Annotated in this window: 13 protein-coding genes; 3 read left to right on the top strand and 10 right to left on the bottom strand. The window is 34.0% G+C overall.

Translation table 11 applies throughout. The features are described 5' to 3' along the window. Positions 1 to 6 precede the first annotated feature (6 nt). The 5 genes from A3SG_RS0104200 to A3SG_RS0104220 form a co-directional block, all read right to left on the bottom strand. On the bottom strand, positions 7 to 1,368 hold the full coding sequence (locus A3SG_RS0104200) for an exonuclease domain-containing protein (protein WP_029596600.1): 1,362 nt from the start codon (positions 1,366 to 1,368) through the stop codon (positions 7 to 9). A 551-nt stretch (positions 1,369 to 1,919) separates the two neighbouring features. Continuing rightward, positions 1,920 to 2,579, bottom strand: coding sequence for a YggS family pyridoxal phosphate-dependent enzyme (locus tag A3SG_RS0104205; RefSeq protein WP_016988767.1), 660 nt, complete (start codon positions 2,577 to 2,579; stop codon positions 1,920 to 1,922). A 38-nt stretch (positions 2,580 to 2,617) separates the two neighbouring features. Then, complete coding sequence (locus tag A3SG_RS0104210; RefSeq protein ID WP_016988768.1) at positions 2,618 to 3,838, bottom strand: DUF1015 domain-containing protein; 1,221 nt, start codon at positions 3,836 to 3,838, stop codon at positions 2,618 to 2,620. A gap of 62 nt (positions 3,839 to 3,900) precedes the next feature. After that, positions 3,901 to 4,788, bottom strand: a complete 888-nt coding sequence (locus tag A3SG_RS0104215) for a 3-hydroxyacyl-CoA dehydrogenase family protein (RefSeq protein WP_016988769.1) — start codon at positions 4,786 to 4,788, stop codon at positions 3,901 to 3,903. Between the two features lie 58 nt (positions 4,789 to 4,846). Next, entirely contained in the window at positions 4,847 to 5,812 is a 966-nt protein-coding gene (locus tag A3SG_RS0104220; RefSeq protein WP_016988770.1) for a Gfo/Idh/MocA family protein, read from the bottom strand. A gap of 143 nt (positions 5,813 to 5,955) precedes the next feature. Here A3SG_RS0104220 and A3SG_RS0104225 point away from each other — a divergent pair, with 143 nt between their 5' ends. After that, positions 5,956 to 6,597 carry a protein-L-isoaspartate(D-aspartate) O-methyltransferase gene (locus A3SG_RS0104225; protein ID WP_016988771.1) on the top strand — a complete coding sequence of 214 codons (642 nt, stop codon included), beginning with the start codon at positions 5,956 to 5,958 and terminating at the stop codon, positions 6,595 to 6,597. Between the two features lie 31 nt (positions 6,598 to 6,628). Here A3SG_RS0104225 and A3SG_RS0104230 read toward each other — a convergent pair whose 3' ends face one another. Further along, positions 6,629 to 7,672, bottom strand: coding sequence for a Fic family protein (locus tag A3SG_RS0104230; protein WP_016988772.1), 1,044 nt, complete (start codon positions 7,670 to 7,672; stop codon positions 6,629 to 6,631). 84 nt (positions 7,673 to 7,756) lie between these two features. After that, positions 7,757 to 8,209 (bottom strand): SsrA-binding protein SmpB, encoded by a 453-nt coding sequence (gene smpB, locus A3SG_RS0104235; protein WP_016988773.1) that lies wholly within the window; start codon positions 8,207 to 8,209, stop codon positions 7,757 to 7,759. Between the two features lie 70 nt (positions 8,210 to 8,279). Here smpB and A3SG_RS0104240 point away from each other — a divergent pair, with 70 nt between their 5' ends. Then, positions 8,280 to 8,510 (top strand): VF530 family DNA-binding protein, encoded by a 231-nt coding sequence (locus A3SG_RS0104240; RefSeq protein ID WP_016988774.1) that lies wholly within the window; start codon positions 8,280 to 8,282, stop codon positions 8,508 to 8,510. Positions 8,511 to 8,518: 8 nt separating this feature from the next. On the opposite strand, the gene A3SG_RS0104245 is transcribed toward A3SG_RS0104240, so the two are convergent. From A3SG_RS0104245 to A3SG_RS0104255, 3 genes are all read right to left on the bottom strand, one after another. Further along, the gene (locus A3SG_RS0104245; protein ID WP_029596601.1) at positions 8,519 to 9,070 is read right to left on the bottom strand and encodes a DUF3575 domain-containing protein; all 552 of its coding nucleotides are present in this window, start codon (positions 9,068 to 9,070) and stop codon (positions 8,519 to 8,521) included. Between the two features lie 313 nt (positions 9,071 to 9,383). Then, positions 9,384 to 9,578 carry a hypothetical protein gene (locus A3SG_RS22205; RefSeq protein WP_016988776.1) on the bottom strand — a complete coding sequence of 65 codons (195 nt, stop codon included), beginning with the start codon at positions 9,576 to 9,578 and terminating at the stop codon, positions 9,384 to 9,386. A gap of 185 nt (positions 9,579 to 9,763) precedes the next feature. Then, positions 9,764 to 10,615, bottom strand: a complete 852-nt coding sequence (locus tag A3SG_RS0104255; protein ID WP_016988777.1) for an aldose 1-epimerase family protein — start codon at positions 10,613 to 10,615, stop codon at positions 9,764 to 9,766. A 185-nt stretch (positions 10,616 to 10,800) separates the two neighbouring features. On the opposite strand from A3SG_RS0104255, the gene A3SG_RS0104260 reads away from it, so the two are divergent. After that, on the top strand, positions 10,801 to 13,062 hold the full coding sequence (locus A3SG_RS0104260; protein ID WP_016988778.1) for a M1 family metallopeptidase: 2,262 nt from the start codon (positions 10,801 to 10,803) through the stop codon (positions 13,060 to 13,062). Positions 13,063 to 13,099: the final 37 nt, after the last annotated feature.

Below are 13,099 nucleotides of genomic sequence, written 5' to 3' on the forward strand. Positions count from 1 at the left end.
ATTATCTTACAGATTTATAATTTTGAACCCTTTATTCTTTCTGATATGACCTTGAATGATATTGCGTGTGTCACGGTTGTTCTGCATCGGAATCAAGATGTTTCGTAGGATCTCAATATTTGTTATCTGATAATTTAAATCATAGAAAGTGTAGCCTTTGTAAACACCGTTTTCAACCAGCACAGCACTACGTTCATTGACAGTTCTTCCTTTTTCAACAATAACCATATTTTGGTTTTCAAAACTATTATTTGTAATAAATGCTGCTACTCTTAAATTGTATTCTTCTTTAGATATCATGCCTATGCAGGCGCCATCGCACTCTTTTATCTTATATTGAAAACAAGCCGCTTTTGTTTGATATAGGCCAGTGTATTTTTGACATAAATTATACTTCTCCGTAATTCTAAATAAACTATTTTTTCCTTCCTGTAAGCTGGTGAATGAGGTGATTTCTTTTTTTCGTCCGTCCGCTTTTGATAATTTTAAGTTCAAATAGCCATTCGCATCCATTTCCGGGTATAGCGCCCATTGAAAAATACTTTTTCGCTGCGCTCTATTGTGTTTAGGCTTGTTTTTCTTTATTTCTTCACTTTCTTTTAATAGCGCAACTAACTCACTTCCAGTTTCTTCGTAAGTTACGGCAAATACTTCAACTTGAATTTTTTTAGCACTATTAGTTATACCTGTAAAATGCTGGTTGAGTCTTTTTCTGATGTTTTTACTTTTCCCAATATAAATAAGAGTACCACTTTCATTGTAAATATAGTAAACGCCAGTTACCGCAGGTAAACCATTTAAAATATCAACTAATTTTGGAGCTAAGCCTTTTTCGATTTTTAATTTTATGAAATCTTTAATGATTACTTTTTCTAAATCCTTGTCTAATAACATTTTAAATAACTTCACTGTTGCCATTGCATCTCCACTAGCACGATGTCTGTCTGCCATAGGTATTCCTAATGCTCTTACTAATTTCCCTAAACTGTGAGAAAGTTGTTCAGGCATTAATTTCTTAGACAGCTCTACTGTGCAAAGTGTCTTTGTATTGAAATCATAGCCTAAGCGGCGAAACTCTGTCTTAAGAATCCGATAGTCAAAATCGGCATTGTGGGCAACAACGACGCAATCACTTGTGATTTCTATAATGCGTTTTGCCACTTCAAAAAATTTGGGAGCTGACTTTAACATGGCATTATTAATACCGGTCAATTTTACTACAAAAGGTTGAATGGGAATTTCAGGATTAACTAAACTAATGAATTGGTCGACGATTTCATGACCATCAAATTTATATATAGCGATTTCGGTAATTCCCTCTTCATTGAATTGCCCTCCCGTGGTTTCTATGTCTAGTATTGCGTACATTTTAAATATCAATATCAATTTCAAAATATCAATGGCAATATCAAACTCAATGTCAAATATCAATACCAATTCCTAAGAAATTAAAAATTGTGATTGCTATTTTGATTGTTATTGAAAAAACATTGTCATTGCCATCGAATTATTTTTTATTATTAATCATTTTGAAGTGATTGCGATAAGTTTTTCAACTTTTTTCAAAAGCCACTTTTTTCTTTTGAATCGTCTGCTTTTATATAATCAAGAACCTTTAATGAGTTTCGAGATTTTTCAATTCTTATACTGTTAACAAAGCTTTGAAAACAAAACCTTTGCTAGTTATTGCACCTTATGTTTCTTCATAATATAATGTAGAATTTTCAGAAGATCTTACTAGTTAATTTTATAATATTCGGATGCGTATGATTTTCTAATTTGCTAATCAAGAAAGTCATTCGCCAGCAAATCGATCGAAAAAATCTTCAAAATTATAGATTTCATAAAAAGTAGGACCGTTATCTTCTTGCGTTAATTATAATATCATTCAATTTCTAGTTACAATTTTCATTGAAGTTTTATCTTGCTCCAAATATACTACTTCCGATGCGAATCATCGTGCTTCCAATTTCTATGGCTGGTTTGTAATCACCGGACATTCCCATCGACAGTGTTTTCAGTTGGCAGTTTTCTGTTTCTTGTGATTGTAACTCATCAAAAATTGATTTTAGTTGAGAAAATTCCTTTTTTACCTGATCTTGATTATCGGTAAATGTTGCCATTCCCATTAATCCGGTAATTCTTACGTTTTTCATTTCCTTAAATTCACTTGAAGCCAAAATAGAGTTTAACTCTTCTTCATCAAGACCAAATTTTGTTTCCTCTTCAGCAATGTGCATTTGTAGTAGGCAATCAATTATTCGGTTGTTTTTTAAGGCCTGTTTATTAACTTCTTTTAATAATTTAAAACTGTCCACGCCATGAATCAAGCTCACGAATGCCGCCATAAATTTAACCTTGTTTGTCTGGACATGACCAATCATGTGCCATTGGATATCTTTAGGCATTTGTTCCCATTTACCCTCCATCTCTTGGATTTTGTTTTCACCAAAAATGCGTTGGCCGGCATCATAGGCTTGCATTAAGTCCGAAATAGGTTTAGTTTTGGAAACAGCAACTAGTGTTACTTGTTCCGGTAAATTATTTTTAATGGAAAGTAAATTTTCAGCTATTAACATTGTTTTATTTTTTAATTTATAATTTTTTTTATCCCAATTTAAAGTTCATGGATAACTATTCCACTTCTAAACTTTGGTTCGATATAGGTACTTTTCGGAGGCATAATTAAATCAGCATCTGCCAAAGCTTTAATCTCATTAATATTCGATGGAAAGAGAATAAACCCAACTTCAAACTCACCTTCATCAATGCTCTTTTTTAATTCCAAAATGGACTGCTTTCCAGAAACGTATTCGATGCGTTCATCATCTCTTAAATTCTTTATAGCCAAAATTGGTAAAAGGACCGTTTCATATAATATCTGCGTGTCAAGACTTTCTAAAGCTGAGTTGAAAACAAATCTTTCCTTTTTTAAGAATAAACTATAGAACTCATTGTCAAGATACATTCCGAATTGGTGTTTCTCAGAAGGTTGAAACGGTTGCTGCTTTAGATTTTCAATTAGGAAGCTTTTATTGAGCTCTTTAATAAAAGCATCTTTTTCAAAACCATTTAAATCTTTTACCAATCGGTTGAATTCGTAGATCTTGACATTATTTTCAGAAATTAAATAACTCAGTAAATAATCTTTATCGGTATTTTGCGGGTTATCGTTTTCTTTTGACAATAATGCAGCAGCAGCTGAACGATGGTGTCCATCAGCAATATATAGCGTCTTTATTTTTTCAAAAACATTCTGAATCCAGTTGACCTCTAAAGTGTTATCAATTTTCCATAAATAATTGATTTCTCTTTTAGTAGTCGAAAATTCAAAATCAGCTAATTTTTGAGTTCTGTTAAAGATCCAATTTTCTATCGTTTTGTTATCCGGATAGGTCATTAAGACGGGTTCCGTATTGAACGCTGAATATTTCATGTACTCTTTAAGAAGATTTACTCTGAAAGCAATAGTTTCTTCGTGCCTTTTGATGTTATTATTATGGTAATCATCTATACTAGTCCCTACAATAATTCCTGTAAAAGAATGCGCTTTTGTAATTATCTTGTGAATGTAAATCGCTGGCGCTTTATCTTTTACCAAAATTCTTTCTGTCTTGAAATCTTGGTACTTTTGATTTACTTGGCGGTATCTTTTTTCAAAGGATACAGACTCCTGATGCGTATAAGCTGGTTTTAAGATATGCAGAAAAGACAAAGGATTGAAATCCAATTGTGCAGCTAATTCCGCGGGAACGTAACCCTCGTAAGAGCGACAGCTCACGAAGCTAACTTTATCGCGGGTAGGGCGTACCGCTCTAAAAGGAATTATTCTGGCCATTATTTATAGTGTTAAGCGACAGTCGCAATTTATAGTTAAATCTGCGACTGTAAACTCTGACTTTATACGAATTGTTTAGAGATTTTCTCTGCTTTTTTGCTTTCTGAGTAATCGTAGAATCCTTCTCCGGATTTCACTCCTAATTTTCCGGCACGAACCATGTTAACTAATAGCGGGCAAGGTGCGTATTTTGGGTTTTTGAAACCGTCGTACATAACGTTTAAGATTGCTAAACATACATCAAGTCCAATAAAATCAGCTAATTGTAAAGGTCCCATGGGATGTCCCATTCCAAGTTTCATGACGGTATCGATCTCATATACACCGGCTACTTTATTGTACAATGTTTCTATAGCCTCATTAATCATTGGCATCAAAATCCTATTAGCAACAAAGCCAGGGTAATCATTTACTTCCACGGGTATTTTTCCTAATTTTTCTGATAAAGTCATAATAGTTTTAGTCACTTCATCACTCGTGTTATATCCACGAATAATTTCAACTAATTTCATTATCGGCACAGGATTCATAAAGTGCATCCCGATAACTCGTTCCGGATGTGAAACCACCGCTCCAATTTGAGTTATAGAAATAGAAGAGGTATTTGTAGCTAATATCGTGTCAGAAGCGCAAACTTCGTTTAACTGCTTGAAAATAGTAAGTTTTAAATCTATATTTTCAGTTGCAGCTTCTACAACTAAATCAACGCCAACAACTCCATCTTTGATGTCAGTGTAGGTAATTATATTGGTAATTGTTTTTGCTTTATCTTCTGCAGTAATGACTCCTTTTGAAATCATTCTGTCTAAATTGGCGGCAATTGTCGCCATTCCTTTATCTAATGATTTTTCAGAAACATCAATTAATTTTACTGTAAAACCACTTTGGGCAAAGGTATGGGCGATTCCATTACCCATAGTTCCTGCTCCGATTACTGCTATTATTTTCATTTATTGTATATTTAATTCTAAAGTTTTCTCGTTTAACTTTTAAATTCGAATAGTTGTTCTATTTTTTAAAACAATCTATAATTTGATAGGCAACTCGTAATGCTTCCGTAGCTTGTTCTAGAGTAACAATAGGAGTCGAATTGTCATTTATCGCATCTGCAAAAGTTTCTAGTTCCTCCAGAATGGCATTGTTTTGTTCGACTTCAGGGTTTGAGAAGTATATTTGCTTTTTAATCCCTTCTGCATTTTGTAAAATCATGTCAAAATCACCAGGAGTTTCTGGAGCATCTTTCATTTTTACCACTTCGCATTTTTTCTCTAAAAAATCAACAGAGATGTAGGCATCCTTTTGAAAGAAACGAGTTTTTCGCATGTTTTTCATCGAAATTCTACTGGCGGTCAAATTAGCAACGCATCCATTTTCAAATTCGATGCGAGCATTTGCAATATCTGGTGTATCACTAATTACGGATACGCCACTAGCATTAATGCTTGTAACTTTTGATTTGACTACGCTTAAAATGACATCAATATCATGAATCATCAAATCCAAAACTACCGGAACATCTGTGCCCCGAGGATTAAATTCAGCCAAACGATGGGTTTCTATAAACATGGGATTTTCGATCATGTTTTTAGTAGCGATGAATGCAGGGTTGAATCGTTCTACATGCCCTACTTGGCCTTTAACATTGTACTCTTTGGCCAAAGCAATAATTTCTTCTGCTTCTTCAATCGTATTTGAAATGGGCTTTTCAATAAAAACGTGTTTGCCGGATTTGATAGCAACTTTTGCACATTTGTAGTGGGAAAGTGTTGGAGTTACAATATCTATTACATCCACTGCATGAATAAGAGTGGCAATTGTACTAAAATGTTTGTATCCAAATTCTTTAGAAATTTTATCAGCATTCTCTTGATTTGGGTCATAAAACCCAACCAATTCATATTTTTCAGATTGTTGTAATAGACGTAAATGTATTTTTCCTAGATGACCAGCACCTAAAACTCCAATTTTCAGCATAATGATGTTCTTTCTACAAAAATAGGAATTAAATGATTAATCCCTTAAGTATAAGGGACAATTATTTGAGGATTTAAAAATTTTAGTTTGATAATTAGAATTAGAATTTGTTTTCTATTTTTACCAAAACAAAATAATAAACTTTGAAAGATACAGGCAAACATCAAGGACTTCGGAATCAATTAGTAAGCGTTTTACAGCAAAAAGGGATTACCGATGTAACTGTTTTGGATGCGATAAAGAAGATACCTCGACACCTGTTTTTAAATTCTAGTTTTGAAGATTATGCTTATCAAGATAAAGCTTTTCCCATTGCTGCCGGTCAAACCATCTCGCAACCGTATACAGTAGCTTTTCAGTCTCAATTATTAAAAATTAAAAAAGAGCATAAAGTTCTGGAAATTGGTACTGGATCAGGATATCAAACGGCTGTTTTATGCCTAATGGGAGCTAAAGTATATAGTGTGGAGCGACAAAACGAATTGTTTAAACAAACGTCGATTTTGCTCCCAAAATTGGGAATTCGTCCCAAGCACCTTTCTTTTGGAGATGGTTATAAAGGATTACCTAGTTATGCTCCCTTTGACAGTATTATCGTTACCGCAGGGGCACCGTTTATTCCACAACCTCTTATGGCACAGTTGAAAATAGGAGGTAGACTTGTCATTCCGTTAGGTGATGAAGTGCAAATTATGACTTTATTGATTCGGGTAAATGCAACACAATTTGAGAAACATGAACTGGGAGAATTTAAATTCGTTCCTTTGTTAGTTGATAAAAATTAAATGAAAGAGGCTCTTTTGAAAAGGCTTTTCATTAACTGAAACCTATGAACTGTTTTAAACTTTCCTTCTCAATTTGAGCTACAAACTGTATAAAATCGTCTTTATTTTCTTTTGTTATTGATTTTTTTAGCGTTTTATAATACAGATCTCGTGTATCTTCGTCAGCCTTAATATTTGCTATCAGGTATCCATGTTTTAGCAATACAGCATTCATAATGAGTCGCGATACTGTCCCGTTTGCGTTTATAAAAGGATGTATCGTCAAGAGACGCTCCTTAATGGTAGCGGCTAATATAATGGGATGTTCGCTATTTTTATTCCGTTCATACCAATTGAAAAGCGCTTCTATTTCTTTTGGAATAGCTGCTGGTTCACAGGGATTGAAACTTTTATCCTTAATTGTGATCCCTACAGTTCGATATTGGCCTGCTTCTTTCGGTAATATCCCCCTTAAAATGATAGTATGTAGGGAAATGAGTTCCTTTTCACCAAAAATCGAATTCTTTTCAATTTTGTTTTTTATAAATACAATCGCTTCCTGATGGTTGATAGCTTCTAAATGTTCGCGCATACTTTTGCCGAAAATGGTTTGGCCTTCATTAATTACCAAATCAGTTTCTGCGAGTGAAAGTGTATTTCCTTCCATCCAGTTGCTTTTATAGGTATAATCTAATTCTAATGCCTGGTTAACTGCACTTTTTTCAATTGGTAGAAAAGTATCTAGTTTTACTTTAAGAGTATCTATTTCGTCTAAAAGCTTTTGAAGTGGTTTAGAAACTTTTTTAACGGACGATCTGCTATTCAATTTAATTTCTTCTTCGGCTGCCCGTAGTGCTTTTAAAGCAAATTCATCTTGTCCTATTTCATGGATTATTTTCTCTGTTAGCCAAGAAACCATTATTGTTTCGAAATCAATTTCAAGAAGTGTAGCTAATTTTATGATTTGCTCTTTAGTTGGTTTTCTGGTTCCGCTTTCAAATTTACTTATTAGCGCCTGATCGATCCCTAAAAGTTGGGCCACTTCTCTTGTTTTTAAGCTTTTTAGCTCACGAGCTTCTTTGAGTAGTATTTTCATTTGTAAGCTAGAATTTAAGTAGTCTTGACAAATTTAGTCATCATTTTGGATAATAAAAAAGGGCGATTCAAGCTCCCCTTTTTTTTAAAACTCTTTCTTGATTCGCGCTAAATCGCGTTTGGTATCTTGTTCTTTTAATGATTCTCGCTTATCATAGGTTTTTTTACCTCGGCAAAGTCCTATTTCTAATTTAGCCATTCCTTTTTCGTTTGTAAATAATTTTAAAGGTATTATGGTCAATCCTTTGGCTTGAACACTTCGTGCTAAACTTTTTAATTCTCTTTTGTTTAACAACAGTTTTCGCTCGCTTCGCGCTTTGTGATTGAATTGATTTCCAAACGTATATTCTTCGATATAGGTATTTATGGCAAAAAGTTCAGTACCACTGAATTCGCAAAAACTTTCAGTAATATTAGCCTTCCCTAAACGGATTGACTTGATTTCAGTTCCTGCCAAAACAATTCCCGCAGTGAATTTCTCGATTATTTCATAATCATACCGGGCTCTTTTATTAAGTATTTTGACTGATTTTACCATATAGCTACAAATGTAGGAACAAATCAATGAATCGACACTATTTTTTATAAAATTGATTTAAATTTGCCGGATGGAAAAGCAACAGTCACAAGATCCGCTTCATGGAATAACACTAAAATCAATATTGGAAAAACTTGTAAGTCATTACGGATTTGACACCTTGGGCGAATTAGTGAAAATTAATTGTTTCAATGATAATCCAAGTATAAAATCAAGTCTTACTTTCTTAAGAAAGACAGATTGGGCAAGAAAGGAAGTAGAAGAATTGTATGTTCAATCGCTGTCCAAATTAGAAAAATAGTTCAAGGCTTAATTTAGTCGGTAGGAAACCATAACTCCTCCTCGGTATGGTAACCATTCTCCGCTTTTATTCCAATTTTTAGCAGTTTCATAACGTTCGCCAGTGCTAATGAGGTAGCCTTTGTAAAATCCCTGTTGGTTTCCTCCTCCTAAAAAGCAGTCCAACATAAAACGATCATTTATTTTTTTCTGATAGCCAATTGTTGCTCCGATTACGTAACCGAATCCTTTTTCATAGAGGTCAGTATTTAAATAGTTCCATTTTTGGAAATTAAATACAGTACCGCCTATATGAGCTCCTGCATAAAAGCCATTGTGTTTTTCTTTAAAATGATAGCGGTATTCTGGAATAACGATATAGAATTGCTGAGGCTTACCATCGATTGATTTCCATGGAGAACCTAGGATATCCAATTGAAAAGTTGATTTTTTGCCAATACTGGTTTCTATCCCTACATTAGGAATAGTTAATAAAGTGGTTAATGCATTTACTTTTACGTAGGTTTGACTATGTAATTGTAATGAAAGCAAAACAACAAGTAAAAAAAGAAGTTTTTTCATGATATAAAGTTTATTGATCAACATAAAAGCGAAATTATTGTCAGTTTTAAATGCAAATATAAAATAATATGGTAAAGATTTGTAATCCAAATAGGATAAAAAATTAAAATAAATTAGTGCTGTACTTTGTTTAATCTTGAATAAATAACAGTATCTAAAAAGCTTCCTTCACAAAATTTATTCTCTTTTAAGTGAGCTTCTTTTATGAATCCTTTTTTTTGTAAAACCTCTTCTGAACCTTAGTTCCTCGGGTCAATAATTCCTTCAACTGAGTGTGACTGCATTTCGCTGAAACTATAGTTTAAAACTCCATTTATAGCTTCTGAATTGATTCCGCTAACACTAAACTTAGCAATAGCTTAAAACCAATTTCAGCACGAAAATACACCGGCTGTATCCTATAAAAACCTATTTTACCTATTAATTTAGAATCATTTTTTAGTGTAATTATCCAATTTACCTGTACGATATTTTCAATTTTAGCATCAATCATTGCAGTGTGTTCCATTACATCTTTAAGAAATTACAGTAATGGTCTTGGGATGTATTTTATCATTCCGGCGTCTGATCGTAATTTGAGTATCGGACTGGCATCATTTTTATTGAAAGGTCTTAAGTACAGTTGTTCGGTCTTCTTGGGTTGAAAAGGGAGTGAAGTTTTTGGACAACATCTTAATAGTTATATTTAGTAGATTAGAGAATTTCGATACTAAACTTCGCCTCAAAAGTCTGTTGTGGTTCTATTATCTGGATGCCATCTTTCTCCATAAGATTTCCGTTGCTTTCAACTGAATCCGAATAGCCAAACCAAGGTTCGATACAAAGAAACGGTGCATTTATTTTCGTCCAAATTCCCAAATGGGGGAAATTTGCATAATTGACTCTAAGTAATGGCGTTTGATTTTTTAAAATTGTTACATATTTAGATTGCAATGATTTAAAAATCAAAGCATCGTTTTTGAATAATTCATAGTTTAAAGGAACCAACTTGTTTGTGGCGTCAAGTACATTAGTCTCGTTAGTAATTAAATCATTTTCCAACAGATTATATTCTAAAAGTTCGTCTTTCTCAAATTGTAAATTGTAGTCTTCAAAATTACCGGCTAAGGAAAAAGCAGGATGGGCACCTATCGAAAAAGGCATTTGTGATCCGCTTTTGTTTACCACTTTATAGTAGATGGACAAGCTGTTGTCTTCCAGTGTGTAGTTGATCTGGAGTTCGAAATTAAAAGGGTACTGTTTTCTCGTGTCATCTGATGATTGAATAGCAAAAGTGGCACTATTTTCTCTTTTATCAATCAATTCAAATACCATATCTCTGGCAAAGCCATGTCGCGACAAATGATATTGTCTACCATTACATTGATACGAATTATTTTTAAGTGTTCCCACGATTGGAAACAAAACAGGGGAGTGCTTGCCCCAAAAGTTGGCGTTGCCTTCCCAAATATATTCGATAGACTGGTTGTTTTTTAGTGAAGTTAGTTCTGCACCAAAATGATTGATTTGCGCAATTAAATTGGAATTGTTTATTACTGTTATCAAAAGGAGAGTCTTGTTTTGGATTAAATTGTTTGTCCTTGTAAATATATTTCTAAATTTTTATATTAAATAATGAAAACTAACAAAAGGTCTTTTTATTGAAAGTTTCTTAATTTTTGATTAAACATTCAATTTGGTATTCGATTATGATTATTTTTCATTAATTTGCTACTCAAACAGTAAAAAAAATGAAAATAATTCGGTTCATGGCCATGCTTCAAATGGCTTTATTATTGGGAATCTCTTCCCTTTGGGCGCAAGAAGTTCCTGCAACAGCTGCCTCAAAATCTAGTTATAATTATCATGATGCTTTTGCCCCGTTTTTTTATTCAACAAACGGAACGACAACACGTTCCGCCAGCGGTCAGCCGGGTGCAGAGTATTGGCAAAATAAAGCTGATTACGTCCTTACAGCAAAATTAAACGCAGAGAATAATGAAATTATTGGTACAGATATAATCACCTATACCAATAACAGTCCTGACGCGATGTCTTTTATCTGGATGAATGTCGACCAAAATTTATTCAAAGAAGATTCACGCGGTAATGCTGTTGTGCCTTTAACCGGCAGTCGCAATGGCGCACAAGGAGAAGATTTTGATGGAGGGCATAAAATCAAATCGGTTAAAATTCTAAGTACTACTAAGGGAATTTCTACTGAAGTCGATGCTAAGTTTGTAATTATAGATACAAGAATGCAAGTTTTTCTTCCGCAAGGACTAAAAGCAAAAGGAGGGACAGTTAAAGTAAAAATTGATTTCTCTTATGTTTCTCCGAAGGAAGGTTCAGATAGAACTGGAGTTTTGGACACTAAAAACGGAAAAATATTTACCATAGCGCAGTGGTATCCGCGTATGTGTGTGTATGATGACATAAGAGGTTGGAATACAAATCCGTATTTAGGAGCTTCAGAGTTTTATTTGGAATACGGAGATTTTGATATTAACATCACGGCTCCAGCCAATCATATTGTTGTTTCATCAGGGGAGTTAGTCAATCCAACGGCAGTGTATAGTGCTGTAGAACAAAATAGATTAGCAAAAGCAAAATTAAGCGATAAAACTGTTTTTATTCGGACAGCAGAAGAAGTGGCTGCGTTAGCCGATGCTACCTCTACTGCAACTAAAACATGGCATTATAAACTTAAAAATGCTAGAGATTTATCATGGGCATCTTCAGCAGCATTTATTTTAGATGGAGCTAAAATTAATCTTCCAAGCGGAAAAAAATCATTAGCCTTATCAGCTTATCCAGTCGAAAGCGCAGGAAATGAGGCCTGGGGACGTTCAACAGAATTTACCAAGGCTTCCATTGAAAATTATTCTAAAAGATGGTTTGAGTACACTTATCCAGTAGCTACAAATGTGGCTGGTAATGAAGGCGGGATGGAGTATCCGGGGATTGTGTTTTGTGGATGGGAAGCCAAAGGCGAAAGTTTATGGGGAGTTACGGATCATGAATTTGGTCACAACTGGTTTCCTATGATTGTAGGTTCAAACGAGCGTTTATTCGCTTGGATGGATGAAGGATTTAATACTTTTATTAATTCATTATCATCAGTGGATTTTAATAATGGGGAATATAAGGGAGAACCAGGTGATTTACATCAAAGAGCCGAAGCTCTTACGGGTATTGATTTAGAAACGATTATGAGCTCTCCTGATAATATGAAAGAAGCCAATATCGGAGTTTTAGCGTATTACAAACCAAGTTTAGGCTTAGTTATTTTGCGTGAACAGATATTAGGTCCAGAACGTTTTGATTTGGCTTTCCGGACTTATGTCGAGCGCTGGGCTTTTAAACATCCTACACCAGATGATTTCTTTAGAACTATGGAGAATGTTGTAGGTGAGGATTTGAGTTGGTTTTGGAGAGGCTGGTTTCAATACAATTGGCGTTTCGACCAAGGTATTAATTCAATTAAATACGTTAAAAATGATCCAAATCAAGGGATTGTAATTACTGTTGAAAATTTCGAAAAAATGCCAATGCCAATAATCCTTGATGTGAAAACAAAAAGCGGTAAAGTAGAAAGAGTGAAATTACCAGTTGAAATTTGGCAAAAAAACACAAAGTGGTCTTTTAAGCATAATTCTACGGAGGAAATTGAAAGTATCACTTTAGATCCAGATCATGTTTTTCCAGATAGCAATGAATCCAATAATGTATGGACTGCTGCCAAAGGAATTATTGAAAAGGATATCATTTTAGATGGATATTTAGGAACTTATTCAAATACGCAATCACCAATGAAAATTACTTTTGCAGAGGAAAATAGTGTCCTTCAGGCGGCGATTACTAACTATCCTACGTTTTCTGTAGAACCAATAGGGAAAGATCTTTTTGAATCTAAGAGAGCGGGATTGAAATTCCAATTTAATGAGAGCCAGACTGGTTTTGATATGATTATTGGTGGTACTCAAAAGATACCGTTTACAAAAGATAAATAATCTTTTGTAAAAAGGATGGCAAATAAAAACACCAGCT

The organism is Flavobacterium sp. ACAM 123 (genome assembly GCF_000264055.1).
GTDB lineage: Bacteria > Bacteroidota > Bacteroidia > Flavobacteriales > Flavobacteriaceae > Flavobacterium.

Bases quoted from the DNA above. Each gene is read 5' to 3' on its own strand.
- A3SG_RS0104210 (WP_016988768.1), bottom strand. From the start codon at position 3,838: ATGGCCAGAATAATTCCTTTTAGAGCGGTACGCCCTACCCGCGATAAA.
- A3SG_RS0104240 (WP_016988774.1), top strand. From the start codon at position 8,280: ATGGAAAAGCAACAGTCACAAGATCCGCTTCATGGAATAACACTAAAA.
- A3SG_RS0104245 (WP_029596601.1), bottom strand. From the start codon at position 9,070: ATGAAAAAACTTCTTTTTTTACTTGTTGTTTTGCTTTCATTACAATTA.
- A3SG_RS0104260 (WP_016988778.1), top strand. From the start codon at position 10,801: ATGAAAATAATTCGGTTCATGGCCATGCTTCAAATGGCTTTATTATTG.
- A3SG_RS0104215 (WP_016988769.1), bottom strand. From the start codon at position 4,788: ATGAAAATAATAGCAGTAATCGGAGCAGGAACTATGGGTAATGGAATC.
- smpB (WP_016988773.1), bottom strand. From the start codon at position 8,209: ATGGTAAAATCAGTCAAAATACTTAATAAAAGAGCCCGGTATGATTAT.
- A3SG_RS0104230 (WP_016988772.1), bottom strand. From the start codon at position 7,672: ATGAAAATACTACTCAAAGAAGCTCGTGAGCTAAAAAGCTTAAAAACA.
- A3SG_RS22205 (WP_016988776.1), bottom strand. From the start codon at position 9,578: ATGGAACACACTGCAATGATTGATGCTAAAATTGAAAATATCGTACAG.
- A3SG_RS0104205 (WP_016988767.1), bottom strand. From the start codon at position 2,579: ATGTTAATAGCTGAAAATTTACTTTCCATTAAAAATAATTTACCGGAA.
- A3SG_RS0104200 (WP_029596600.1), bottom strand. From the start codon at position 1,368: ATGTACGCAATACTAGACATAGAAACCACGGGAGGGCAATTCAATGAA.
- A3SG_RS0104220 (WP_016988770.1), bottom strand. From the start codon at position 5,812: ATGCTGAAAATTGGAGTTTTAGGTGCTGGTCATCTAGGAAAAATACAT.